This window comes from Acetobacter lambici (assembly GCF_011516885.1).
In the GTDB taxonomy this organism is placed as follows: domain Bacteria; phylum Pseudomonadota; class Alphaproteobacteria; order Acetobacterales; family Acetobacteraceae; genus Acetobacter; species Acetobacter lambici.
On sequence record NZ_WOTD01000007.1, the window covers coordinates 1 to 24,360 of the forward strand.

A 24,360-nucleotide genomic window follows, 5' to 3' on the forward strand; every position below is an offset into this window, starting at 1 on the left:
CACTGAAGCGCAGCAGGCGCGTGGCGTTCTTTTCCGGGCCCGGCAGCGTCTGGTGCACCAGCGCACGGAACTGGTGAATGCCCTGCGTGCCGTTCTGTATGAATTCGGTCTCGTCGTGCCACAGGGGATTGCGCATATCAGACACATTGAAGCCATGCTGGATGAGGCGGTTCTGCCAGAGGCTGTGAAGCAGGAATGCCTTGATCTGCTGCGACAGATTTCGGAGCAGAGTGTGCGGATTGATGTCAGAACAAAGAAGATCAGGATGCTTGCCCAGGAAAGTGAAAACACCTGCAGATTGCAGAGCATGCCTGGAGTGGGTCCTCTGACCGCTCTTGCGATTGAAGCTTTTGCGCCTGACCTGCAGAGCTTCCGGCGCGGGCGCGACTTTGCTGCGTGGCTGGGGCTGGTGCCCCGTCAGTTCTCATCTGGCGGAAAGGAAAGGCTGGGGAAGATATCAAAAGCCGGGCAGGCTGATATCCGCAGGCTTCTCATCATGGGCGCCATGACCCAGGTGAACTGGGCCAGCCGTAAGGCCCCTGCACCGGGAAGCTGGCTGGCACGGATGCTGGCCCGCAAGCCCCGTATGCTGGTAGCCATTGCGCTGGCCAACAGGATGGCACGAGCCATCTGGGCCATGGCAACAAAACAGGAGGATTATCGGGATCCGGCCCTGTCCGTGGCAGCCTGAGCGATGGCTCGGCTCCCGCGGATGGAACCGGTAGGGGTGTGAGAGGGCGATGACCTGAATGGGCGCATGATCGTCTGATCCGGATCGGAAAAACCAGTGGATTTCTCTGTGCTTTAAAGCACGCCTGTGAGATTTGGATCTGATCCGCTGATCACCATACTGGCCAGTGGCTTCTGAAAGGCCACATCAACAGGCCTTACAGAAGACCGCACACGATCACACGTCAATATGGGTCAGAAAACTCTTGCATAACGGACGGCAACCACAGAAGAAATCCGCGTCGATCCCTCCACCTGCGGAGCACGCGGGATGTGCGTCGTCTGGTGCTTTGGTCATGCGGGCATGCTTGCGTAACGCTGTAAACGCGCCAGTGGCGTGCAGCAAAGCATATGACAATTTAGGGAAAAAGGTGGTGCCCGCTGACGGATTCGAACCATCGGCCCCATCATTACGAATGATGTGCTCTACCAACTGAGCTAAGCGGGCACAGCAGTGTGTGCGGTAGGCTGACTATCATGATCATTCAGAGCATGCAACATCCATTACGGCAGTAAAGGGGGCTTTTCTCCCCCATATTCCGGTGTGGGCCGGTTTTTTATTCTTTGCTTTGGGGGGGGCGGAGCACAAAAGCGCTGGGCGCAGGTCTGTATGGCAGGGGTGCCATACTGTTTTTTCAGTTACAGGGGGGGCGGTTGGTATTAAGAATAAAAGTGATGAACGCAACGCAAGTCATGGCCCTGCTGCGGGAGGCCCTGTTTCCGGGGCAGGATGTGCCAGTTGATGAGGAACGGCACGCCCGGCTTTTGCGCGGGGTGGTGGAATGCCCGTGCTGCGGGCATTACCAGATTCTGCCAGAGCTTGCCCCGGGCACACAGGCGCGCTGCTGCCGGTGCAACCAGTTGCTGGACCGGCGCAACCGCACATCCCCCATAGCCACACCGCTGGCCTTTTGCATTAGTTCGGCAGCTCTTTACCTTGCCATGCTGGCCTCAACACTCATGATGCTGGACCTGTATGGCCGCCAGCGCACGGTCAATATTCTGACCGGCCCGATTGAACTGCTGCATGAAGGCTGGGGCGAGGTGGGCGTGCTGGTGGCCATTGCCACCATTGTTGTGCCCGGTCTGGTCATTGGCATGATGCTGTCCATTCTGGTGGGGGCGTTGCAGCCCAAGCTGCCCTTCTGGGTGCCGCATCTGCTCAAATGGTACGAACGCCTGCGCCCGTGGTCCATGGTGGAAGTGTATATTCTGGGCGTGTTCGTGGCCTACACCAAACTGTCCGATCTGGCGTATGTGCAGATCGGGGCGGCGGTGTTTCTGGTCTCGGGGCTGATGCTCACCATGTCCGCCACCGATGCCACGCTGGATACGGAGTTGATCTGGGAGCGCAGGCAGACCGACCGCAGCCTGCGCCGCATGGACAACAAACGCATCCGCCTGACGTGTGAGAGCGTGGAGCGCACCACGCCCCTGCCGCCGCCATCGCATATGGCATCGTGCCTGTCCTGCGGGGCGGTGCTGGCGTTTGAGGAGGCCATGCCCACGACCGAGGCCCTGGGCTTTTGCCCGCGTTGTGGCCATGTGCTGCACCGCCGCAAGCCCAATGGCCGCATGCGCGCACTGGCCCTGCTTATTTCCGCCGTGGTGTTCTACCTGCCTGCCAATATCTACCCGGTCATGACCGTTATCCGGCTGGGTGGGGGCACGGGGCACACCATTATAGAAGGGGCGGTGGAACTGTGGGAGGACGGGATGATCCCGCTCTCGCTGCTGGTGCTGTTTGCCAGTGTGACCGTGCCCGTGCTCAAGATTTTTGGTCTGCTGTTCATGCTCTTTACCACATGGCGGCGCTCGGGCCGCTGGCTGGTGGTGCGGACCAGACTGTACCGTGTGATCGACGTGATCGGCCGGTGGTCCATGATCGATGTGTTCATGGTCTCCATTCTGGTGGCCATGGTCCGTTTTAACAGCATGGCCAGCATTACGGCCAACGGGGGCATGGTCTGCTTTGCCGCCGTTGTGGTGCTGACCATTTTTGCGGTGCATGCATTTGACCCCCGCGTTATGTGGGATGTTGTGGGCGATAATGACGCACAAGAGGATTGCGGCCTTGCCGGTCGGGGAGCATCCGCCCCCGCGCCGCAGACAACTGCCGCGTATTTGAACAATATGGAGCCGGACAGGGCGTGAACGACAGGCACAATTCTCCAAAACATGGTGAAAGTGACAATCAGGATGCGCTGGTGCGCAGGATCCGGTTTTCCATCATCTGGGTCATTCCCATTGTTTCGGTGCTGATTGCGGGCTTTCTGGTCTGGCGCAGCTTTATGGATAACGGGCCGGAAATTACCGTTATTTTTGACACAGCCGACGGCCTGACCAGTGGGCAGACACAGGTCAAAAACAAGTCCGTGGTGCTGGGAACGGTGCAGAACATCTCCCTCACCACCGACCTGCGCCATGTTCGTGTGCTGATCCGCATGAACAAGGGCACCAACGACATGCTGACCGACAAGGCCCGGTTCTGGGTTGTGCGCCCGCGCATTAACGGGGCCAGCATTACCGGGCTGGAAACGCTTATGTCGGGGGCCTACATAGCCTTTGACCCCGGACTGGACGAAAATGGCCACACATCTGGCCAGCATATGGACCAGTTTGAAGGGCTGGAGGCGCCACCGGGCATGCGCTCGGACCAGCCGGGCCAGACCTATACGTTGGTGGCCAATAATATTGGCTCCATCGGGCAGGGCGCTCCGGTCTTTTTCCGCGATGTGGATGTGGGGGAAGTGCTGGGCTACACCATGCCGCCGGGCGGGCGTGGGCCGGTGCTGATCCAGATTTTTGTCAAAGAACCCTACGATCATTACCTGAACGGGACCACACGCTTTTGGAACGTCTCTGGCGTTAAGGTGGGTTTTGGTGCAGGCGGGCTTAAGGTGCAGTTGCAGTCGTTGCAGGCACTGTTCTCTGGTGGGGTGGCCTTTGGCCTGCCCCCGTTGGAGGAGGGCAAGCCCCAGCGCGACCTGCCCATGGCCGCGGCCAACACGGTGTTCAAGCTCTATGAGAGCGAGGAAGATGCCCAGAATGCCGGGTACCATGAGCGCGTGCCACTGGCCACGTACCTGACATCCTCCGTCAAGGGGCTGGCTCCGGGGGCCGAGGTCAGCATGTTTGGCATTCAGGTGGGCAACGTGACCAGTGTGAAACTGGACATGACCTCCACCCCCGGCCACCCGCGCGTGCGCATTGGCATGGAAATCCAGCCCGAACGTGTGATGACCTCCAAGGAGCTGTCGCATGAGGAAGTGACGGACATGCTGCGCACACTGGTGGCCAATGGCCTGCGCGCCTCCACCGACAGCGCCAGCCTGCTGACGGGGGAGGGCCTGATCTCGCTCAACTTTGTCAAGAACGCGGGCAAAGCGACCACCAGCATGGAGGGGACAACACTTGTCATCCCCGGTCAGCCGGGGGGCATGGGCGGGATTATGGAATCCGTTTCCACCCTGACAGACCGTCTGGCGGCCATGCCGTTCGAGCAGATTGGCACCAACGCCAACAACCTGCTGGCCCATGCGGACGAAACGCTGACCAGTCCGGATGTCAAACAGTCCCTGGCCAGCCTGCGTGTGTCCATGCAGCATTTTCAGGCGCTTACGCAGGACCTGCAAAAAGGGCTGGCCCCGCTCAGTCAGCGCCTGCCCGCCATGGCCGAGCAACTGGACCAGATGCTCCACAACGCCAACCGCCTGCTGGCAAGCTACGGTGGCAACAGCGACTTCAAGCGCAGCCTTCAGGCCATGGTTATCCAGCTTGGGCAGACCGCGCGCTCACTGCGCTTTTTGTCCGACTTCCTGACCAACCACCCCTCCGCGCTGATATCGGGACGATAAGATCATGGCTCGCGTTAAACCTTATGGACTGGCTGGGGCTGGTCTTTCCCGCCGTAATGTTCTGGCTGGTGGGGCCTCTTTGGGGCTTATGGCGCTTACCCTTACGGGCTGCGCCAGCAGTGGGGCCGCACTTTACACGCTGGCGGTAGTGCCCGGGCAGCCCCTTGCAGGTGGCCCGCGTTATGTGGAGGTGCGCCGGCCCACCATTGCCTCCGGTCTGGACCGGGACCGCATTGTCACGGCTGATAGTGGTTACAGGCTGAGTGTTTCCACCTCCGATGCATGGAGCGATTCCCTTGCAAGCCAGATCGGCCACGCACTGGCGGGTGATCTGGCCCAGCGCCTGCCCGGCACCGGCGTGTTTGTGGAAAACGATGCTGCCGCCGCAGACCCGCAGGTGTATGTGGACCTCTCGGTCAGCCGCTTTTCCACCGGGCCATCGGGCAATGTGGAACTGGACGCCATGCTCTCCGTCCAGCCTGCGGCAGCGGGTGCGCCCTATGGGCAGGGTACGCTCCAGCGTATCAGCCTGAGTGGTGCCCCCGGTGGCAGCACCATGACCATGGTACAGGGGCTCAGCCAGCTTCTGGGGCAACTGGCGGATGTGGCCGCCGGGCAGATTCGGCTGCTCCCGCCCGATGCACCCAACGCCACGGCCGCTGCCGCAGCGCAGGATGCCGCCCAGTCCGCTACGCAGGCGCACTCCAAATAAAGGGTGCGCCCATGCGCGCAGGATGGGGTCGGACAGGACCACACTCTGCGGGCATGGGGGATGGCCAGCCTGGCCTATGGCGGTTATGGGACGGTATTTGAAGAAAAACATAGAAAATTTTAGCATTTAAATCGACAATACCACGCAGCATATGCATAAATCGGACTCTATTGGGCTTATGATTAAGTCAATAAAGGATTGCAAAATGCAGCAATGGTATCAAAACCTGACAAAAGCGCAAAAAATACTGCTCTATACAGCCTCGGTTGTTCTGTGCTTTGCTGGAGGTATTGGGTTTGTGCCTTTGGTTTTTCTTCTGTATTTGAATTTTGGTGCGCCAAAGTACAAAAAATAAAGCCTGCACGGCTCCCCGCAGGTCTGTTTTCATGGTGCATGGGAGGGGCGTTGCCTGCGCCATACCCGCTGCACATGCAAAGTGCCTCTACCCGGCCAGTCCGGCGGTTTACGGTCCGTCAAATCTGGTGCGGGCAGCATAGATCCGAATAAAAGCCAGCCTTCGCACCAGTCGTGCGTGGGCTCTTTTTTTGGTGATGGCTTTTTTTTGTTATTGCACTACGCTCGCCTCGTTTCTCATCACATGCGAGAGGTCCTCATGGCGGATATTACAGGAAAAGTGGCGCTGGTTACGGGTGGCGGTCAGGGTATTGGCCGTGGCATTGCCCTGCGGCTGGCCAAGGATGGCGCAGACATTGCTCTGGTGGACATCCGCGAGGATCGTCTGGAAGGTGTGGTTAAGGAGATTGAGGCACTGGGCCGTAAGGCAACCAGCTTTGTTGCCGATATTGGCGACCGTGCGCAGGTGGCGGCCGCTATTGACCATGCGGAAAGCACGCTGGGCAGTTTTGACATTATGGTCAACAACGCCGGTATTGCCCAGATCAAGCCGCTGGCCGATGTCACACCAGAGGAAATCCAGCGTATTTACCGCATTAACGTGGAAGGCACGCTGTGGGGCATTCAGCTTGCCGCCGCCAAGTTTATTGCGCGCAAGAGTAAAGGCAAGATCATTAACGCCTGCTCCATTGCCGGGCACGAGGGCTACGCCCTGCTGGGGGTTTATTCCTCCACCAAGTTTGCGGTGCGTGGGCTTACGCAGGCTGCCGCCAAGGAATATGCCTGCCACGGCATTAACGTAAACGCCTACTGCCCCGGCGTTGTGGGCACGGATATGTGGGTGGAAATTGACAAGGAATTCGCCAGCCTGACCGGTGCCCCCGTGGGCGAGACCTACAAAAAGTTCGTGGACGGCATTGCCCTTGGCCGTGCGGAAACACCCGATGATGTAGCGGGTCTTGTCTCGTGGTTTGCTGGCCCCGATTCCGATTACGTGACCGGCCAGTCGATCCTGATTGATGGGGGTATGGTGTACCGCTAACGCGCGGGCCCAGAACACCCGGTCACAAAAACCCCCGCCAGAGCAGGTCTCTGGCGGGGGTTTTTTTATCATGTGGCCGCAGGCAAGGCCCAAGGCCGCCAGGGTAGGTCGCGTGGCTCAGGCGGAGCCGGGGCCGTATTCCGCATCATGGTCCACCAGCGCAATGGGGTATTCGCCGGTAAAGCAGGCATCGCAGTAAGTGGAGCGGCTGGCCTTGCGGCTTTCATGCCCCATGGCGCGGTACAGGCCGTCGAGCGAGATAAAGGCCAGACTATCCACGCCAATCAGTTCGGCCATTTTTTGCAGGTCGTTCTGCGCAGCCAGCAGCTTGCTGCGTTCAGGCGTATCAATCCCGTAAAAGCAGGAGTGCTTGGTCGGGGGGGAGGAGATGCGCATATGCACCTCACTTGCCCCGGCCGCGCGCACCATGTCCACGATCTTGCGCGAGGTGGTGCCACGCACAATGGAGTCGTCCACCAGAATAACCCGCTTGCCGTCCAGAATGGGGCGGTTGGGCGAGTGCTTCATTTTAACCCCCAGATGACGGATCTGGTCTGTGGGCTCAATAAAGGTGCGGCCCACATAGTGGTTGCGGATAATGCCCAGCTCGAACGGAATGCCGCTGGCCTCTGCATAGCCAATGGCCGAAGGCACGCCAGAGTCGGGCACAGGCACGACCACATCGGCCTCTACCCCGCTCTCATGGGCCAGTTTACGCCCGATTTCCTTGCGCACGTTGTAAACCGGCAGACCTTCGAGCACGGAATCGGGACGGGCGAAGTAGATGTATTCAAATACGCAGAAATGCGGCTGCGTATCTCCAAACGGGCGCAGGGAGCGCACACCGTCGTCGTTGATCACAACCAGTTCGCCCGGTTCCACATCGCGCACGAATTCCGCGCCAATAATGTCCAGCCCACAGGTTTCAGACGCCAGAACCCAGGCACCGTCCTTGCCGCCTTCGCTTGGCAGCTTGCCAAGCACAAGCGGGCGCACGCCCATGGGGTCCCGCACACCGATCAGCGCATCCTGCGAGAGAACGACAAGCGAATACGCTCCCGTAACCCGCTTGAGCGCATCAATCAGCCGGTCTTCCACCGTGGCGTAGAGCGATATGGCGATCAGGTGCACGAACACTTCCGTATCCGTGGTGGACTGGAACAGGCAGCCACGGCGGATCAACTCGCGGCGCAGGGTGTCCGCGTTGGTCAGGTTGCCGTTATGGGCCACGGCCAGACCGCCAAAGGCGAATTCGGCAAACAAAGGCTGCACGTTGCGCAGCAGGGTGGCCCCTGTGGTGGCGTAGCGGTTGTGGCCAATGGCGCGGGTGCCAGTCAGTGTGGCCATAACGCGCGAGTCACTGAACACGTCGCCCACAAGGCCCAGCCCACGGTGGGAGTTAAAGCGGTCATGGGCAGGGTCGAAGGAGACAATGCCAGCCGCTTCCTGCCCGCGGTGCTGGAGGGCATGCAGCCCAAGGGTTGTGAGTGTTGCTGCGTCCTTGGCGTTCCATATGCCAAAGACGGCACATTCCTCTTGCAGGTGGTCCTCGTCCGCACGGACAGGATCGGGGAGGGAAACGGACGGCGTGGAATGGGGGTGCATAAGCGCGCAGGGCCTCCGCAAATGGCTGGTACTGGCCGTATGGGGATTACAAGGTGGCGTCATGACCTGTTGGACGCTTTGGCGCAACCCCTTTTGCGTCAAATTCAGCCAGATAAGGGTGGATATAGGTTGTTGCGGCGCGAATATAAGGGGTCAGTCGCCCATGTGCCTCTATGGCTGCCATGTCCTCGGGCTCCAAAAGCCATTGCCCGGCCATAAACAGCAGCACCACCACGCACGCCCCGCGCACCAGCCCGAACAGCCCGCCCAGCGTGCGGTCCAGCCCGTCCAGCGGTGTTGCGCGCACCAGACGCACCACCAATGCCGCCAGCAGATACCCCGCGACCAGAAAAAACAGCAGCACCAGCGCAAAGCTGGCCAGTTGCAACCCCGTGGGGGAGTGGATGAACCGCGCAAGCCAGAGCACGGGCACGGAATGGAAGCGAAAAGCCAGCACAAACGCCACGGCCCAGCTGAGTAGGCCCAGCGCAAGCTGCGTAAATCCCCGCCACAGCCCATGCAGGGTGGAAAGGGCCACAATTGTCAGGGATATTGCATCAATGGCTGCCATGGGAGCAGGTTTACAGGCCCCCACGGGGCGGAGGAAAGAGGGAAAAAAGCATAAAGGCCATGTAGCCTAGGGCAGCTTGCTGGTGGTAACGCGCCATGGCCTGCTGGGGCTACCGTTTTTCTTTTTGCGGTGGGGGGGCTGGTTGAGCTTGTGCAGCAGGTCGGACACTTCTACCCGGCGCAGCAGTTCGGTCCAGACATCGGCCTCGTCCACGCCGTCCTGCACCCACATATGGCTCAGGGTTTGCAAGAACAGGGCACTCTCGCGCACAAGGTCCGCACGCCGCGCATCAATAAAAGCGGCTGTGCAGCCGGTCGCGTGCTGGCCCACCTGCATATACAGGTCTTTGCGTTCCTGAGTAAGCGGGGGGACCTGATGCGGGCGGGAATAGACCATTGTGGGATGATGCACAGCACCATCCCCGCTGGTCAATGCCCGGCTAATCAGATGGTAAAATATTTGGCGTGTTTGTTCATGATTATCAGTGCCGAGGTGGACTGCTCGGGGTGGAGCTGGTCCCCATCGGTCAGGGATACGCCAATACGCCCGGCATCGAGCAGGGTGAGAATACTGCTCTGTTCCTCCAGCCGGGGGCAGGCGGGGTAACCGAACGAATAGCGCGACCCACGGTAGCCCTGCTGGAGCAGGTCTTCCATGTTACGCGGGTCTTCGGCGGCAAAGCCCAGCTCGGCCCGGATGCGCTTGTGGGTGTATTCGGCCATGGCCTCGGCCATCTCAACCGAAAGCCCGTGCAGGTAGAGGTAATCCTGATACCGGTTTTCCTCAAACCAGTCGCGGGCAATGTCGGAGGCTTTCTGCCCTACGGTCACAACCTGTAGGCCTACCACGTCGCGCTCGGGGTCGTTTATGTCGCGCACAAAGTCGGCAATGCAGTCGCCATCCGCGCGGGGCTGGCGGGGCAGGGCAAAGCGGGCGGCCTCGGTTGTGCCGTCCTGTTCAAACAGAACAAGGTCGTTGCCATCGCCCGCGGCTTTCCAGTAGCCGTAGCAGGCTTGTGGCTTGAGGATATGCTCATCCGCGGCCAGTTTAAGCATGCGTTGCAGAATGGGCCGCAGCTCCTGCCGTGCCCAGACCAGAAACTCGTCCAAGGAGCGGCCCTGCTTACGGAAGCCCCACTGGAACTGGTACAAAGCGCGTTCGTTCAGGAACGGCAGAACAGCCTCTGGCGTGGCCTCCAGCACCTTGGCACCCCAGAACGGGGGCACAAGGCGGGGTTCATCCGCGTTCATGCGCGCGCGGCGGGTGGCGACCTCGGCCTTGTCCACAGGGCCGTAGCCGCGTGTTTCCGCTGCCTCTGGCGTGCGGGCGTTCTTGCGGGTGGCCTTGCCCTCGCGCCGCTTCTGAATGGCTGCCAGATACCCGTCAAATCCGTTCTGGGCGATCTGGTCCATCAGGGTCAGACCATCAAACGCATCGCGCGCATAGGCCACGCGGCCGGTGGGGTTGTAGGCGGCTACGCAGTCTTCTTCCACGTAGTTGCGGGTCAGGGCGGCACCACCGAGCAGGACCGGGGTATCCAGCCCCGCACGGGCGATCTCTTCCAGATTTTCGCGCATGATCACGGTGGACTTGACCAGAAGGCCGGACATGCCAATGGCGTCCGCTTTTTCCTTACGGGCAGCGTCGATCATGTCTGCTACCGGCACCTTGATGCCAAGGTTGACCACGCGGTAACCGTTGTTGGTCAGAATGATGTCCACAAGGTTTTTGCCAATGTCGTGCACATCGCCCTTGACCGTGGCCAGTACGATTGTGCCGCGCTGCTGGCCCTCGGCCCGTTCCATGTGGGGTTCCAGCCACGCCACGGCGGTCTTCATGGTCTCGGCGGATTGCAGCACAAAGGGGAGCTGCATTTTGCCCGCGCCAAACAGTTCGCCCACCACCTTCATGCCGTCGAGCAGCACGGTGTTGATGATGTCCAGCGGGGCCATGGTCTGCATGGCTTCGGCAAGGTCGGCCTCCAGCCCCTTGCGGTCACCATCGACAATGCGGTCCTTCAGGCGTTCTTCCGCTGTTTCGGCCTGCTTACGCTTGACCGCCTCAGACGCCTTGCGGTCTGCGAACAGGGCCAGCAGGGCTTGCAGGGGATCGTAGTCCTCGGTCCGGCGGTCAAAGATCAGGTCTTCGGCAACCTTGACCTCTTCTGGGGCGATCAGGTGCAGCGGGCGAATTTTGGAGACATGCACAATGGCCGCCGTCATGCCCGCCTTGACCGCGAGGTCGAGGTACACCGAGTTCAGCACCGCGCGGGCGGCGGGGTTCAGCCCGAAGGAGATGTTGGACAGGCCCAGCACGATCTGGATATCGGGGAAGGCGTCGCGGATCATGCGAATACCTTCCAGCGTCCACTGGCCGAGCTTGCGGTCGTCCTCCGCCCCGGTGGCGATGGTGAAGGTCAGCGGGTCGATCATCAGGTCCGACTGGGGCAGACCGTATTTGTTGCATGCAAAATCCACCAGACGGGCGGCAATGCGCAGCTTGTCCTCGGGTTTGCGGGCCATGCCCACTTCATCAATGGTCAGGGCCACAACGGCCGCGCCAAACTTGCGCGCAAGGGTCAGCCGGTCGGCGGCGGGGCCTTCGCCATCTTCAAAGTTGATGGAGTTGATGATCGGCTTGCCGCCATGCAGCTTGAGTGCGGCCTCGATCACCGGTGTTTCGGTCGAGTCGATGACCAGCGGCGCGTTAACGGAGGAGGTGAAGCGCGTAATGACCTCGTCCATTTCCTCCCGCTCGTTGCGGCCGACAAAGGCAGTGCAGATGTCCAGCGCGTTCGAGCCTTCGCGCAGTTGCTCGCGCCCTATGGCCACGCAGCCGTCCCAGTCGTGTGCTTCTTGCAGTTCGCGCCATTTTTTGGAGCCGTTGGCGTTGCAGCGTTCGCCAATGGAAAAATACGCGTTTTCCTGCCGTAGCGGCACCTGCGAATACAGGCTGGCAACGGAGGGCACCCATACGGCGGTGCGCGCAACGGGTGCAGGGCGGTGGCGGCCCGTGGCCTGCGCCCGGCGGCGCAACATGGCGTCCAGTGCGGCAATATGGGGGGTGGAGGTGCCACAGCACCCGCCGGTCATGTTAATGCCGTCTTCTTGCACAAAGCGCTCGACCCATGTGGCCATGTCCTCGGGGCTGAGTGGGTAGTGGGTCGCACCGTCCACCAGTTCGGGCAGGCCCGCATTGGGCAGGACGGAAATCATGCGGGGCCAGTTTTCGGCTAGCCAGCGCACATGCTCGGCCATTTCCTGCGGGCCGGTAGCGCAGTTCAGGCCGATCAGGTCCACGTCCAGCGCGTTAATGACCGTGGCTGCGGCGGCAATGTCTGGCCCAACCAGCAAGGTGCCGGTGGTTTCCACCGTGACCTGCACAAAAATGGGAAGCTGTATGCCAGCCTCGGCCCGGGCGATTTTAACACCGTTGACCGCGGCCTTGATCTGGAGCGTGTCCTGACAGGTTTCGATCAGCACCGCGTCCACGCCGCCTTCAATCAGGCCACGGGTCTGTTCGGCAAGGGCTGCCTCCAGACTGTCATAATCAATATTGCCAAGGGAGGGCAGCTTGGTGCCCGGCCCCATGGACCCCAGCACGTAGCGGTGGCGGCCATCGGCAAAGCTGTCTGCGGCCTCACGCGCCAGAATGGCGGAGGCACGATTGATCTCACGCGTGCGCTCAGTCAGCCCGAACTCGCCCAACGTAATGGGGGAGGCGCCAAAGGTGTTGGTCTCCACCATGTCGGCCCCGGCCTCAAAATACCCGCGATGGATCTCGCGGATCAGTTCAGGGCGTGACAGGGTCAGGACTTCGGTGCAGTTTTCCTGTCCCCAGTAGTCACGCTGGACATCAAGGTCGAGCATCTGGATACGCGAACCCATCCCTCCATCACAGAGCAGAACCTGATCACGCAGGGCATCAAGAAGCGGCAGACGAGAAGACATGACAGCACAAGACCGAAACAGTGGGGGGGACAAGCCTCAGCCGCAGGATCGGGCCAAGGCCACATCCTTATTCCAGACAGAGGCAACCCTGTCCACCGCCATACATGCCCCGCCGCAAATGCGTGGGGGGCGGATACCTCTTTTTGTGCTGGAGGACGCACCCCAAGGCGCAGCATGGCGGCAAAGAGGAGGAGTTGTGTTTGCCAGCGCGCCGCCCACGCCTGCGCAAACGCACGGGTGGGCCTGTGTGCTGGAATGGAGCGGAGCCACGCCGGAGGGGGGTATGCACGACAGGCATTGCCTGTGCTGTGTGGGGCGGGGTGGGCTGGACCAGTTTTTGCTCACGCAGGCGCAGAGCCGGGTGCGTGGGGTGGGCGATCCGCTGGAGGTTATGGTGGTGGTGTGCGCGCCCGAACTGGTGGGGGCTTATAAAACCCAGCTTAAAACTTCTATTTTTCTGTCTGCTTTTTACGCGCTGCAACCTTAAAAAAACAGCCTGATGGCGTGGGCCAGCAGGCTGTTTACAAACCGTCGGTAAAAGGGACTGTGGCTTACAGGTAGCTAGCCAGCGTCATGTCCTTCATGTCCGCGATCAGCATGAAAGAGGCTTTCAGGCTTGTCTGCACGTTGGTGGTCTGGATGGCCACCTGAGCAATATCGGTCGTGCGGGCATCGTCGAGCTGGGTCGTCAGGGCTGTGGTCGTGTTGGTCAGCAGGGTGGAGCGCGAGGTCAGCGCGTTCTGCTGCGCACCCACGGTTGTTTCCATGTTGATGATCTGGTTGGTTGTATTGACCAGCGATGTATGGAGCTGGGTCACAAGGTCGGAATACCCAGTGCTGGTGGAAGACATGCCGCTCATGCCCGAAATCAGCATCATGTCCCGCAGCAGGTCCTTGATGGGGGAGCCTGTAGAGGTGCTGCTCGCATCCGTTGCGCTACCCTGAGTGGCAACAACACCGTAGGTGCTGGTCGTGCTGTCCCCCGTAACCGTGCTGGTCTGCTGGCTCTTGGCCAGACTGAGGGAAGCGGTCGCGCTGGTCGGGTCGGAAATGGTGCTTGAGAAAATGGAGCTGTCGCCGTTCATCAGCGTTGTGGCCTGCTGTAGCACGTCATCCACGCTAGACCCCGACGCAAGGGCGCTAATGGTGTTTGCAATCTGGGTGCTGATGCTGCTTGTGGCCACGCTGGTCGGGTCATTGACCGGTGCTTCGGTCGAGGTCTGCCCCGCAAACGCATAGCCCGTACCTGTGGAGGTGTTCAGGATCGTGGCGAGCTGGCTTAGGGTGCTGGACGCCTCGGTGGAGACCGTGCTGACCGTGGAGGATTCGGTTGAACCCCCAATGCTCAGCAGATCCGTGGCCATACTCTGTGCCAGCGAGACAATCTGCGTAAGGGCGGTGGAGGTAACGGTCAGGCTGTTCTGGGCGTTGGTAATGTTGCTCTGCCAGGCCGCGACCTGCGTAATTTTGGGTGTCAGTTCAAACACGCTGGAGCGTGAGGTGCCAAGGCCCGCATAGGTCTCCGAGATAATACCTTTGTTGGAGGTCTGCCACGCCAGATTGGTCTGGGCGTTGGTCAGGTTTTCCACACCGGCGGAAAGAACGAGGCTTGCGGCGCTGGCGCCATACTGCCCGATAGAAGTACTCATATCAAAATAACTCCTTCTTTCAGGGCTTAGTTGATGGCGTCAAGCAGAGCGCTGAACATGGTCTGAACGGACGAAATAATCTTGGCGTTAGCCGTGTAGGCGTTTTGCAGCGCCACGATCTTGGCCATTTCGTTATTCACGTTCACGCCCGAAACATTGGTGACCTTGCCGCTAATGGTGGTCTGTACCGCTGTGGCGTAAGTCAGGTTGGTGGTGGCCGTGCTAATGGTGGCCCCCTGATTGGAGGTCAGGGAAGAGGCCAGTGCGACCAGTCCCTGCGCGCCGCTATACCCGGTGGTCTGCGTGCCGTCTGGCCCCAGACTGGAGGTCGGGGAATCCAGACTGACAACGGTTCCGTCTGAGAGGGTGGTGGTGCCGCTCACATTGGCGCTGGAGGTGCCAAAGGTGTCGCTTAGCACGTTGGTGATGGTGGTGATACTCCCGCTGGGCGCCAGATCGGAAGGTGTATCGGAATAGGTGGAGTTAACGGTAATGCCGTTCGCCAGATTTGTGAGCGAACTGTTCGATCCCGTGGTGGAAACAGCGACAGAGGTGTCGCCCGAGCCATCCGTGAACAGGGACATGCCAGCCGCTGTAAAGCGGTTGATCACGGTGGCGGAGAACGAATTAAGCTGCGCCTGCATGGTGGGGTAGGTCGTGTCACGCAGGGTGATGTTGGCACCCAGCGTGCCGCTGGTCAGGTGGGACGTAATGTCCGTGGTGGAGGTGCTGGTCTTGCCGTCCGCCACCGTAATGCCCGCAATGGCGGAGTCGGTGTCCCCCGCCTTGTAATACATGGAGTCGGTAATGGTGGTGCTGGCCGTGCCGCCATCTGTGGCCGAGAGCGGCCATGTATTGCTGGGCAGGGTCTGTGTGTTGTCGCTCAGGCCGATCTGGTCCGGGCGGGTCGGCAGCTTGGTGCCGTCCTCGGTGGTGACAACCATGTCGCCCTTGGAGGTCTCGGTAAACGTGACGCCCACCTGGGTGGACAGGTCGTTCATGACCTGAAGGCGGCTGTTCTCAAGGCTGGATGTATCCGAGCCGACAGCCTGCAACCCCATGATCTGCTTGGACAGTTGGCCGATCTGTGTGAGGTCCTGATTGATGGTGGAGACCGTGGCAACAATGCCATCCTCCGCCGTCTGGCGCTGCTGCGTGTAGGTGGAGGCCAGCGTGTGGATTGTGTCGGTCAGGGATGTGGCGGCGGTAATGACCGCCGTCTGCGCCGAGCTTTCCTGCGGGGTGGAGGTCAGGGAGGTCAGCGCGGTCTGCACATTACCCAGTTCGTCGGACAGGGTCTCGGTGGAGCCGGAAACCGCAGAGGTGGACCCCTGAACGGACTCAACGGCTGCGAGCGAGTTGGAGGAGGCCGTCAGTGCCGAGACCTTGGCGTTCTGGGTATGGAGCGAGGATTGCAGGTAAGGGCTGACATTGACCACGGTCTGGCCAATACGCACGCCCGTGCCCTGATTGCCCGCAACAGCCGAGGTCACGCTGGCCGATTCGGAGGCATAACCCGCAGTGCTGGAGTTGGCGACGTTCTGGGAGATGACGGAGTACTGGTATTCGATCCCGTTCAGCCCGCTCGAGGCTATTGATAGAGCTGATCCTAGATCCATTGTATCCCTCGTCCGTCCCGACGTATTTTGAAAATCTGATAACGAATAGCAGCCATTGGGCGGCAGTTAAAGAAGTCTTACGGTCCAATGGTTTTCAGAAGGTTAACGCAATCCGCAAAATATGCGCCGGTATGGTCTGGCCTGTGGGCCTTTTGGCCGCCTGCGTGGGCGGTGTATGCGTATGGGGCTGTTAGTTGCTGGAATCCTGCGTGATCTTGTCGATCGCGTTGCTCCGGCGGGTGGATTCGGTCTGCACAAGCTGGAAGTTCAGGTCATAATCACGCTGGATTTCCACCATGCGGGTGGTTTCCGTAATGGCGTTGACGTTGCTGCTCTCCAGCATGCCCTGCCGGATTTCCTTGTGGGCCAGAACCCGTGTGCGGGTTGTGGGCTTGAGCAGGTAATTGCCCTCGGGCTGGAGGGTGTTCAGGTTGTCCACCGTCATCAGGTCTATGGTGCCAACGGCCCCGTCCTGCGTGGAAATGGTGCCATCGGAGGAGACGGACAGAACGTCGTCCTCACGCGGGATAACAATGGGGCGCTGGAAACGGTTAAGGATCGGGTTGCCGTTAATGTCTACAATGGTGCCGTCGGAGCGGCGCTGGAACTGGCCGTTGCGCGTCAGCCGCACGCCCTGCGTGGTCTGTACGGCAAAAAACCCTTCCCCATTAATGGCAAAGTCGGTCGGGTTGCCGGTCTGGCGTAGCTGGCCCTGCCCGTGGTCCTGATAGGTGGCGCGGTCCTGCGTATAGGCTTCCGTGCGCGCGCCGGGGATGCCGTGAATGTCTTTTTGCTTGACGATATAGTCCGAAAACAGCTCGCGGGAGGATTTGAAGCCCGTTGTATTGGCGTTGGCCAGATTGTTGGACGTAACTTCAAGGTCATGCGTAAGCGCATTAATGCGGGACAAGGCGATGTAGGTCGTGTTGTCCATGACGTCTCACTCCGGCGGGATGATGGCAAAAGGGGCAGGCTTTACGTGGAGCGCCCCGAATCATACAGACCATTATAGTATGGTTTTGCGTACCATAAAGCTATTGGATTACCCATAATACAGCAACAGTGGATGTGTATCCTGTACAACAAAAAATGGCTTATGTAGAAGTGGTAAGGAATCAGCCAGACAAAACCTCTTGCAATGGCCATGCTGTCGTCTTACCTGTTGCTGGCAATACATGGTGTGGCAGCTACCCGCTGTGCGTATGGCCATGTAAGTTCCCGCCCATGCCCCCATCATCGTGCTGTTGCTGGGGTGATCGTGGTGCAAGGCACACCCGGAGGCTTGTCATCCTATGATGCGTTCCCTTGATATCGCCGCTACGGGCATGCAGGCCCAGACGACGAACGTCGAGACAATTTCCCACAACATCGCCAACATGACGACCACTGGCTACAAGCGGCGTCGGGCGGAGTTTCAGGATCTTATCTATCAGGACATGCGGCGCGCGGGGACCATGAGCTCGGACACGGGCGATCTTGTCCCTTCTGGCGCGCAGGTTGGTCTTGGTGTGCGTACGGCTGGTATTTACCGTATTAACGAGCAGGGCACGCTTGAGCAGACGGGCAATGCGCTGGATATGGCCATTGAAGGGCGCGGTTACTTCCGTGTCACTCTGCCATCGGGCGAATACGCCTACACGCGTGATGGCACGTTCTCCCTCTCCAACGACGGGACGATCGTGACCGCGGATGGTTACCCGCTCAGCCCCGATATTTCGCTGCCCAACAACGCCGAAAACATTACCGTCGATCAGAGCGGGCAGGTGCAGTACACCCTGTCCGGCCAGACCACGGCGCAGGTTGCCGGGCAGATTCAGCTCGTAACCTTCCAGAACGAAAACGGTCTGGCCGCCATGGGGCAGAACCTGTTCACCTCCACGACCTCCTCGGGCGATCCCATTACGGGCACGCCGCAGAGCACGGGGTTTGGGGATATCCGGCAGGGCTTTGTGGAAGAATCGGCCGTGAACGTCGTGACCGAAATTACCGACCTCATTACCGCGCAGCGTGCGTATGAAATGAACAGTAAGGTCATCACGTCTTCCGACGAAATGCTTCAGACGCTCACGAACCTGAAATAACATGTCCCTGCGGGCAGCCATACTGCCGCTGCTGGCTGCGGTTCTTGCGGTGTTGCCACCCGTGGTCTGCCTTGCCGCCACACTGCGCACGGCAACGACGGTGACCTCGGATTCGGTCAAGCTGTCGGACCTGTTCATGGATCTGGAGGCGGGGCAGGACCGTGTGCTGGGGCCAGCGCCCCTGCCGGGCAACAGTTTTGTGGTTGGCGGGCGGCAGCTCCTTGCCATTGCCGACCAGTACGGCGTGGACTGGATGGACCAGTCCGCCTCCGCTCAGGCCACCATTACACGGGCAGGGCGCGTGCTGGACCGCGATTTTTTTATCAATCTGGTCAAGCGGAGCCTGCCTGATCTGAACGAAGGCCCGGTTACAGTTGAACTGGGGGACTTCCACCCCATGACCGTGGCCGCGGACGACGCCAAGCCGGTTGTGATGTCTGATGTGGACTGGGACCAGAAGAGCGGGCGCTTTTCCGCCACCGTGTACCGCAGTCACCCGCTAGGGGATATTACGCAGGATTCGTTCCTGCTGACCGGTGTGGTCCATGCGGCGCAGCGTGTGCTGGTTTACACACATTCGCTCTCGGCCGGGACGGTTGTTTCGGCGGCAGATGTGCGGGTGGATGATGCCTATACCGGGCGGACCGGGTCAAAGGCCTATACGAGTGATACGGATGTGGAGGGCATGACCCTCCTGCACAGTGTTGTGGTGGATGAGCCTGTTCTGGAGCGGGACCTGCGGCGGACAATTGTCATGCACAAGGGGGACCCCATCATGCTTTCCTACATCTCGCCGGGTCTGCGCCTGTCGGCCACGGGCCGCGCGCTGGAGGATGGGGGCACGGGTCAGTATGTGCATGCGCTCAACCTTGCCAGTAAAATGATTCTGACCGGGCGGGTCATCAATGCGTCCGAGGTGGAGGTGGACACCACATCGGGTGCCATGCCGTCGGATGGTAATGCCTTGCGTCGCCTTAGCTCGTCCTCCCGCTCCGGTGGGCAGGTCGGCACATACCGGTAGTAGCCAATGACTTGGAGAGACTTATTGACCCAACACCGTCTGTCTGGCGCCTTTATGGTCGGATTGCTGGGCCTTGCCTCCTGCTCCGGGCTGGCGGATATGAGCGAAATGGGGCACCCCCCGCGCATGACCCGCACGTCCGACCCCACGCAAACCCCCGACTACCGGCCGGTTACCATGCCCATGCCGCCTTTGCAGGCGCCGCCAACGGAGGTGGGAAGCCTGTGGCGGCAGGGGAGCCGCGCCTTCTTCAAGGATCAGCGCGCATCTCAGGTGGGGGACCTGCTGACCATCAAGGTCGAGATCGCGGATAATGCGGATGTCACGAACGACACCTCCGCCTCGTCCAGCGGGTCGGAAGATTTTGGTATTCCCAGCCTGTTCGGCCTCAAGGGCAAGGCGCTGTCGCATCTGACTCAGTCTGATGCGCTGAACACGAGCAGTGCGAGCGCGAATGCAGGGACCGGCACCATCCGCCGGACGGAAGCGGTCACACTTACGCTTGCGGGCACCATTACGCAGGTTCTGCCCAACGGCAACTTTGTGGTTGTAGCCCGTCAGGAAGTGCGGATTAACGGGGAGTTGCGCCAGCTTATGGTCAGCGGTGTTGTGCGTCCGCAGGATATTCTGGAAGACAATACCGTGACCCATGACCGCATTGCGGAGGCCCGCATTTCCTACGGTGGGCGTGGTCAGTTGACCAAGCAGCAGACTCCACGGTACGGCCAGCAGATTCTGGACAATGTGCTGCCGTTCTAACGCGGGGGGAGCCATGTTTATGTTGCGCGGTGATGACGGTTTCAAAAAGGTGGGGCATTCCCTAACGCATAACTTGACATAAGGGTTCAATTCACCCCATTCAACAAGTTGTGCAATGCCTGTTTTCTGTGTGTTGCATGGCCATTAATGCCGGGGCGGGGCGTCGCGGCCAGAGGAACTGGCGGTAACTGGATCGCGCATGAATGGCGATGCTGGCATAGTCGGCAGGTAACACCACGGGAGATAAGCATGAATAACGGTGACAACGCATTCGGCACCCTGGCCGAGCCTAACCAGACCATACTTGTTCAGGGGCTGAATGTTGCCAGCCTGAAGTGTGAGACCGATACCCCCATCGCCATTGGTGGTACGGTGCGCAGCGCCCAGTTGCAGGCCCCGATTGTTGATATTCTGGAAAGTGGTGTGGTCTCGGGCGAACTGGTGGCCGATGAAGTGGTCATCCGTGGCACGGCGGAAAATGTGATTATCCGCGCCAAACGCTTTTTTGCGACCGGCACAGCCAAAATTCAGAACTGCACGCTGTTCCTTGAAGGCGTGAGCGGGTGCAGCATCCATCAGGGTGCGGAACTGACGGGTGACTTCAAAATCACCACGGCGGCTCTGGCGGCAACGCCCACGGCACCGGCACCGGCCGCCCCTGTAACGCCTGCTCCGGCTCCTGCAAGCTTTGCGCCGTCTGCACCTCCTGCGTCCGCCAAGGCGGTCAAGGTTGAGGTCAAGCCCACCCCGGCTCCGGCATCTTCTTCTTCCAAGTCCACCACGGCTGAGTCCTTCAAATCCGCCAGCGCGGATAACGGTTCGGTCTGGGGGGATGTGGATCAGGTCATCCGTTCCTCAGCGGATACGGAAGATGGCCATGCCTCCCTTCTGGGCATGTCCGATACACAGCCATAAGTCCGTGTCTGGTCCCGGGCAGGGCGCGCCGGTAGGGTGTGTGGCTGGCTGCACACCCTTATATGGAGCCGGTTTTGCCAGTATGTCCGGTCGCCAGAGTGTTATTATGAAGATATGTCGTAGGTTGTGATGCTGATACCCCGTTTGTCGTTCGGGAAACTTGTGCATATTTCATCAAGCCTGATGACTCTTCTTCTGGCGATGAATATCCACACCATTGCCGGGCACATGAAGGACGATAGTGCTGATACGGGTGCGCAGCCTCTGGTTTCCGTCGCCAGTGCGGCAGCAGCCGAGAGTACGCCTTTGGTCAATGATTCGGCAAGCACGACAAAAAGCGACAAGGATGCGCTGGAGGGCTGGGTTTCCGTGCTGGACGCCAACGAGGCGGCGGAAATGTCCCCCGATGTGAGTGACACATCGGGTGGGAGCAAAAAGAAAGTTGCTGTTTCAGCCGATGATTGCGCCAAGGGTATTTCGTGCGCACAGGTCAAATCCGGCTCTGCCGGGCTTGGCCCGGACCCGGACCCCGAGGTCAGCAAGGCCGAGGCCGATCTGGTCAAGGACATTCTGGCCCGCCAGTCCACCATTGAGGGTGAACAGCAGCAACTGGACCAGCAGAAACACGTGCTGAACGCAGCCCGCGCCGTGCTGGACCAGAAAATGAACACGCTGGATGCTTCCATGGCAACACTGGAGCAGAAGCAGGCCGCCCACCGTGAGGTGATGGACGCCGAGACGGACCGACTGGTCAAAATCTATGAGGACATGCCCCCCAAGGAGGCGGCGGCGGTCTTTAACATCATGGATATTCACGTGCTTATTGCCGTGGCCAGCAAAATGAACACCCGTAAGGTTTCGGCCATTATGGGCAATATGTCGCCTGAGCGGGTGAACCTTATCTCGCAGTTTATGGCAGGGGTCAGGAGCTTCCGCGCCGCATCCGACGGGGGTGATGGCGGGGACCGGGTTGCCCAGAACATGGGTACGGCCACATGGTGGGCCAAGCCCAGCACGGCCGCCCCCGTGGCAGGGGCACGCGGGGGAGCGCAGTCCACACAGCAGCCATAGGGCTGTCTGGTTTTTTGCCGCAAGGCTGGCTCTTGTCTCGCATTTGCATGGAAAGTGGCTTAAAATAACACGTCATCTGGCAGCCATAGGCCCGCTTGCCGGGCTTGGCGGCATCTGGCACCCACGTCAGCCAGGTCGGGCGCAGGGTGCGCGTATGGGCTTGAAGGACGGGAACAAAAAGGCATGATGATCAGGCGCGGAATGATGATAGCCCTGCTTGTGGCGGTCGCGGGGTGTTCTCCCGACCATATTGCCAGCAAAATAACGGGGCGTGAGTGCAGCGCTGGTTACATTCAGGAAGGGGAGGACTGGTGTGCTCCCCCCGAGCGCCCACCTGCGCCGCAGCCGTACTGCACACAGAGCTGGAACGGTGTGGACTGCTGGGCCCGCCCGGATCTGATGCCTAACGTCGCGCGAGAGGTGGCCGAAGGCCCAACAGGGCTGACGCAGGACCAGAACGCGCAGCGGCTGAATATGTCGGTCAAAAAGGCGCCGCCAACAAACGCCTATTATCCATAAGCGGGGTTCGTTTGGCGCACCGGACCGGGGTTACAATACAAGCTGGAGTGGGTCTGGTGTTGCAAGGCTGTTCGTTTACTATGGCACAACGTGCCCATGATGTGTTTATGGCTATACAGCAGCCGGTTTGCCTTGACGGGCATAACAAGGCAATGGCAAGGCCATGGTCTGGTGGAGCCGCGGAGTGTTTGGATGCTGAAACGTCTGGAGAGTTGTGTGGTTTCCCATTTTTCCATCGTGACAGCGTAGCCGTTCCCGCATGAAGAATTTTCTCACAAGTCTCAAGGCTCTTGGTCGCGTCCAGCAGATCGCACTTGGTGTTGCTGGTGCGGCCCTTTTGGGCACGCTGGCCTATTTTTCCTTTTACGCCGGTGCTGGCGCGAGCGCTCTGCTCTATGGCGATCTGGACCTGACCGAGGCGGCCGAAATGGCCGATGACCTCGCCAAGGCGCATATCTCCTTCACCACCAGCCAGGACGGCACCCGCATTTTTGTGGCCAAGGACAAGGTTGCCAGCGCGCGCCTGCTGCTTGCCAAGGACGGCCTGCCCAGTGGTGGCGCGGTCGGGTACGAACTGTTTGACAAGAGCGGCACGCTCACCAGTACGCAGTTTGAACAGTCGATCAACGAAACCCGCGCAATGGAGGGGGAACTCGAACGTTCCATCCGCCTGCTGCATGGGGTGCGTAATGTGCGTGTGCATCTGGTTCTGCCGCACCGCGACCTGTTTTCCACCGAGACCAATCCCTCGCAGGCCAGTGTGGTGCTCGATATTGGCCGCGCTGGCAGCATGGCGCCCGACGGGATTCAGGCGATCCAGAACCTTGTTGCCGCCGCTGTGCCGGGCCTGCGCCCGCAGAATATTTCCATCGTGGATACGCGCGGCGATGTGCTGGTCAAACCGGGCGACCCGGACAGCCTTGCCGGGCAGGAATCGCAGATGGAAAAACAGCGCCACGCCGAGGAGCAGCGCCTTGCTCAGGCCGTGGAGGACATGCTGGTGCCCACACTGGGTATGGGCCATGTGCGCGCGCGTGCCGCTGTGACCATGAACACCGACGAGGTGCATGAAACCGAAGAAAGCTTCGACCCCAACCAGCAGGTCCTGCGGTCGCAGCAGACAAGTTCGGACAAGAGCGTCAACACCGAATCCAGCCCCAGCACCACGGTGGGCAACAACCTGCCCAACGCCAACGCCAATCAGGACAACAAGACCGGCTCGACCAACGACCGCGAGGAAGAGACCAATAATTACGAAATTGGCAAGCGCGTGCGGGTTGTTAACCAGTCGCGGCCCCGCGTTGCACGGGTGAGCATGGCGGTGCTGGTCGATGGCACCATGGTCAAGGACAAGAGTGGCAAGGAAGTCTGGACCCCGCTCGATGATTCCGAGCTGGAGCGGATTACCACCCTCGCCCAGACCGCCGTTGGTTTTGACAAGGCCCGTGGGGACGAGGTGCGTGTTGTTTCCATGCGCTTCATGCCCGATGGCGGGTTTGACTTTGCAGGCAGCCGCACGGACTACTTCAGCCGCGAAATGCTCATTTACATGGCGGAGTGGGTTATTCCCATCCTGCTGGTGCTGGGTGCGCTGTTTATTGGCCTGCGTCCCATGCTGCGCCGCACGGGTCTGGTCTCCCTTGTTTCCAAGGAACTGCACGGGCAGGAAAAACTGCTCGCAGGTGCGGAATCCGGCACCCTTGTCATGGGGCCCAATGGGCAGGTTCTGCCCGCTGGGGCTACTGTGGGTGAGGACGGCAACGTGGTTGATATTGATGGCGTTCAGGGCAAGCTGCGGCAGGAAGCGCTGGATAGGGTTGCCGATCGCTTTGAAAACAACCTGGATGAAACCGTGCTGATTATCCGGAGCTGGCTGTCCGCCCCGGAACCGAAGAAGGGACCCTAA

21 protein-coding genes and 1 tRNA gene are annotated in these 24,360 nt (G+C 60.1%); 13 read left to right on the forward strand and 9 right to left on the reverse strand.

What is annotated here, in order from left to right; all coding sequences use genetic code 11:
* The coding region (locus GOB86_RS05265) for an IS110 family RNA-guided transposase (protein WP_165991329.1) at window positions 1–691 on the forward strand (691 nt) is incomplete at its 5' end.
* A gap of 410 nt (window positions 692–1,101) precedes the next feature.
* Here the strand turns inward: GOB86_RS05265 and GOB86_RS05270 are convergent.
* Window positions 1,102–1,177, reverse strand: a tRNA-Thr gene (locus GOB86_RS05270).
* A gap of 227 nt (window positions 1,178–1,404) precedes the next feature.
* On the opposite strand from GOB86_RS05270, the gene GOB86_RS05275 reads away from it, so the two are divergent.
* The 3 genes from GOB86_RS05275 to GOB86_RS05285 are packed head-to-tail and all read left to right on the forward strand — an operon-like array spanning window position 1,405 to window position 5,298.
* Window positions 1,405–2,883 (forward strand): paraquat-inducible protein A, encoded by a 1,479-nt coding sequence (locus GOB86_RS05275; RefSeq protein WP_165991330.1) that lies wholly within the window; start codon window positions 1,405–1,407, stop codon window positions 2,881–2,883.
* Window positions 2,880–4,586: an MlaD family protein gene (locus GOB86_RS05280; protein WP_165991331.1), complete on the forward strand. Its 1,707-nt coding sequence runs from the start codon at window positions 2,880–2,882 to the stop codon at window positions 4,584–4,586. Before GOB86_RS05275 ends, GOB86_RS05280 begins: the two co-directional genes overlap by 4 nt.
* A 4-nt stretch (window positions 4,587–4,590) precedes the next feature.
* On the forward strand, window positions 4,591–5,298 hold the full coding sequence (locus GOB86_RS05285) for a PqiC family protein (protein ID WP_165991332.1): 708 nt from the start codon (window positions 4,591–4,593) through the stop codon (window positions 5,296–5,298).
* Between the two features lie 182 nt (window positions 5,299–5,480).
* On the opposite strand, the gene GOB86_RS05290 is transcribed toward GOB86_RS05285, so the two are convergent.
* Window positions 5,481–5,693, reverse strand: a complete 213-nt coding sequence (locus GOB86_RS05290) for a hypothetical protein (RefSeq protein ID WP_165991333.1) — start codon at window positions 5,691–5,693, stop codon at window positions 5,481–5,483.
* Between the two features lie 218 nt (window positions 5,694–5,911).
* Here GOB86_RS05290 and GOB86_RS05295 point away from each other — a divergent pair, with 218 nt between their 5' ends.
* Window positions 5,912–6,694, forward strand: coding sequence for an acetoin reductase (locus GOB86_RS05295; RefSeq protein WP_165991334.1), 783 nt, complete (start codon window positions 5,912–5,914; stop codon window positions 6,692–6,694).
* Between the two features lie 117 nt (window positions 6,695–6,811).
* Here the strand turns inward: GOB86_RS05295 and purF are convergent, their stop codons facing one another.
* The 4 genes from purF to metH all read right to left on the reverse strand — a co-directional run bounded on the left by purF (window position 6,812) and on the right by metH (window position 12,820).
* On the reverse strand, window positions 6,812–8,299 hold the full coding sequence (gene purF / locus GOB86_RS05300; RefSeq protein ID WP_165991335.1) for an amidophosphoribosyltransferase: 1,488 nt from the start codon (window positions 8,297–8,299) through the stop codon (window positions 6,812–6,814).
* Between the two features lie 46 nt (window positions 8,300–8,345).
* Complete coding sequence (locus tag GOB86_RS05305) at window positions 8,346–8,870, reverse strand: CvpA family protein (RefSeq protein ID WP_165991336.1); 525 nt, start codon at window positions 8,868–8,870, stop codon at window positions 8,346–8,348.
* Window positions 8,871–8,936: 66 nt separating this feature from the next.
* Entirely contained in the window at window positions 8,937–9,281 is a 345-nt protein-coding gene (locus GOB86_RS05310; RefSeq protein WP_253543711.1) for a phosphoribosyl-ATP pyrophosphatase, read from the reverse strand.
* 32 nt (window positions 9,282–9,313) lie between these two features.
* Window positions 9,314–12,820 carry a methionine synthase gene (gene metH / locus GOB86_RS05315; RefSeq protein WP_165991337.1) on the reverse strand — a complete coding sequence of 1,169 codons (3,507 nt, stop codon included), beginning with the start codon at window positions 12,818–12,820 and terminating at the stop codon, window positions 9,314–9,316.
* Between metH and GOB86_RS05320 the strand changes: the two genes are divergently transcribed.
* The gene (locus GOB86_RS05320; protein WP_165991338.1) at window positions 12,819–13,307 is read left to right on the forward strand and encodes a hypothetical protein; all 489 of its coding nucleotides are present in this window, start codon (window positions 12,819–12,821) and stop codon (window positions 13,305–13,307) included. The two genes, metH and GOB86_RS05320, sit on opposite strands and share 2 nt — an antisense overlap.
* A 64-nt stretch (window positions 13,308–13,371) precedes the next feature.
* Here GOB86_RS05320 and GOB86_RS05325 read toward each other — a convergent pair whose 3' ends face one another.
* The 3 genes from GOB86_RS05325 to flgF all read right to left on the reverse strand — a co-directional run bounded on the left by GOB86_RS05325 (window position 13,372) and on the right by flgF (window position 17,022).
* Complete coding sequence (locus GOB86_RS05325) at window positions 13,372–14,469, reverse strand: flagellin (RefSeq protein WP_165991339.1); 1,098 nt, start codon at window positions 14,467–14,469, stop codon at window positions 13,372–13,374.
* Window positions 14,470–14,495: 26 nt separating this feature from the next.
* Complete coding sequence (gene flgK, locus GOB86_RS05330) at window positions 14,496–16,088, reverse strand: flagellar hook-associated protein FlgK (protein ID WP_165991340.1); 1,593 nt, start codon at window positions 16,086–16,088, stop codon at window positions 14,496–14,498.
* A 190-nt stretch (window positions 16,089–16,278) separates the two neighbouring features.
* Complete coding sequence (gene flgF / locus GOB86_RS05335; RefSeq protein WP_165991341.1) at window positions 16,279–17,022, reverse strand: flagellar basal-body rod protein FlgF; 744 nt, start codon at window positions 17,020–17,022, stop codon at window positions 16,279–16,281.
* Between the two features lie 358 nt (window positions 17,023–17,380).
* On the opposite strand from flgF, the gene flgG reads away from it, so the two are divergent.
* The 7 genes from flgG to fliF all read left to right on the forward strand — a co-directional run bounded on the left by flgG (window position 17,381) and on the right by fliF (window position 24,360).
* Window positions 17,381–18,169, forward strand: a complete 789-nt coding sequence (gene flgG, locus GOB86_RS05340; RefSeq protein ID WP_165991342.1) for a flagellar basal-body rod protein FlgG — start codon at window positions 17,381–17,383, stop codon at window positions 18,167–18,169.
* Window position 18,170: 1 nt separating this feature from the next.
* Window positions 18,171–19,190, forward strand: a complete 1,020-nt coding sequence (gene flgA / locus GOB86_RS05345) for a flagellar basal body P-ring formation chaperone FlgA (protein WP_165991343.1) — start codon at window positions 18,171–18,173, stop codon at window positions 19,188–19,190.
* Between the two features lie 54 nt (window positions 19,191–19,244).
* Window positions 19,245–19,949 carry a flagellar basal body L-ring protein FlgH gene (flgH, locus tag GOB86_RS05350; protein WP_242012522.1) on the forward strand — a complete coding sequence of 235 codons (705 nt, stop codon included), beginning with the start codon at window positions 19,245–19,247 and terminating at the stop codon, window positions 19,947–19,949.
* Window positions 19,950–20,198: 249 nt separating this feature from the next.
* Complete coding sequence (locus GOB86_RS05355; RefSeq protein WP_165991328.1) at window positions 20,199–20,864, forward strand: hypothetical protein; 666 nt, start codon at window positions 20,199–20,201, stop codon at window positions 20,862–20,864.
* A gap of 183 nt (window positions 20,865–21,047) precedes the next feature.
* Entirely contained in the window at window positions 21,048–21,935 is an 888-nt protein-coding gene (locus GOB86_RS05360) for a MotE family protein (RefSeq protein WP_165991345.1), read from the forward strand.
* Window positions 21,936–22,118: 183 nt separating this feature from the next.
* Complete coding sequence (locus GOB86_RS05365; protein WP_165991346.1) at window positions 22,119–22,454, forward strand: hypothetical protein; 336 nt, start codon at window positions 22,119–22,121, stop codon at window positions 22,452–22,454.
* Between the two features lie 259 nt (window positions 22,455–22,713).
* Window positions 22,714–24,360: a flagellar basal-body MS-ring/collar protein FliF gene (gene fliF, locus GOB86_RS05370; RefSeq protein ID WP_165991347.1), complete on the forward strand. Its 1,647-nt coding sequence runs from the start codon at window positions 22,714–22,716 to the stop codon at window positions 24,358–24,360.

Excerpts from the sequence above, each read along its gene's own strand:
- GOB86_RS05285 (WP_165991332.1), top strand. The coding sequence starts at position 4,591 with ATGGCTCGCGTTAAACCTTATGGACTGGCTGGGGCTGGTCTTTCCCGC.
- purF (WP_165991335.1), bottom strand. The coding sequence starts at position 8,299 with ATGCACCCCCATTCCACGCCGTCCGTTTCCCTCCCCGATCCTGTCCGT.
- fliF (WP_165991347.1), top strand. The coding sequence starts at position 22,714 with ATGAAGAATTTTCTCACAAGTCTCAAGGCTCTTGGTCGCGTCCAGCAG.
- GOB86_RS05290 (WP_165991333.1), bottom strand. The coding sequence starts at position 5,693 with ATGCACCATGAAAACAGACCTGCGGGGAGCCGTGCAGGCTTTATTTTT.
- flgG (WP_165991342.1), top strand. The coding sequence starts at position 17,381 with ATGATGCGTTCCCTTGATATCGCCGCTACGGGCATGCAGGCCCAGACG.
- flgH (WP_242012522.1), top strand. The coding sequence starts at position 19,245 with ATGGTCGGATTGCTGGGCCTTGCCTCCTGCTCCGGGCTGGCGGATATG.
- flgK (WP_165991340.1), bottom strand. The coding sequence starts at position 16,088 with ATGGATCTAGGATCAGCTCTATCAATAGCCTCGAGCGGGCTGAACGGG.
- GOB86_RS05305 (WP_165991336.1), bottom strand. The coding sequence starts at position 8,870 with ATGGCAGCCATTGATGCAATATCCCTGACAATTGTGGCCCTTTCCACC.
- GOB86_RS05365 (WP_165991346.1), top strand. The coding sequence starts at position 22,119 with ATGATGATCAGGCGCGGAATGATGATAGCCCTGCTTGTGGCGGTCGCG.
- GOB86_RS05275 (WP_165991330.1), top strand. The coding sequence starts at position 1,405 with ATGAACGCAACGCAAGTCATGGCCCTGCTGCGGGAGGCCCTGTTTCCG.
- GOB86_RS05295 (WP_165991334.1), top strand. The coding sequence starts at position 5,912 with ATGGCGGATATTACAGGAAAAGTGGCGCTGGTTACGGGTGGCGGTCAG.
- flgF (WP_165991341.1), bottom strand. The coding sequence starts at position 17,022 with ATGGACAACACGACCTACATCGCCTTGTCCCGCATTAATGCGCTTACG.
- GOB86_RS05320 (WP_165991338.1), top strand. The coding sequence starts at position 12,819 with ATGACAGCACAAGACCGAAACAGTGGGGGGGACAAGCCTCAGCCGCAG.
- GOB86_RS05360 (WP_165991345.1), top strand. The coding sequence starts at position 21,048 with ATGACTCTTCTTCTGGCGATGAATATCCACACCATTGCCGGGCACATG.
- flgA (WP_165991343.1), top strand. The coding sequence starts at position 18,171 with ATGTCCCTGCGGGCAGCCATACTGCCGCTGCTGGCTGCGGTTCTTGCG.
- metH (WP_165991337.1), bottom strand. The coding sequence starts at position 12,820 with ATGTCTTCTCGTCTGCCGCTTCTTGATGCCCTGCGTGATCAGGTTCTG.
- GOB86_RS05355 (WP_165991328.1), top strand. The coding sequence starts at position 20,199 with ATGAATAACGGTGACAACGCATTCGGCACCCTGGCCGAGCCTAACCAG.
- GOB86_RS05325 (WP_165991339.1), bottom strand. The coding sequence starts at position 14,469 with ATGAGTACTTCTATCGGGCAGTATGGCGCCAGCGCCGCAAGCCTCGTT.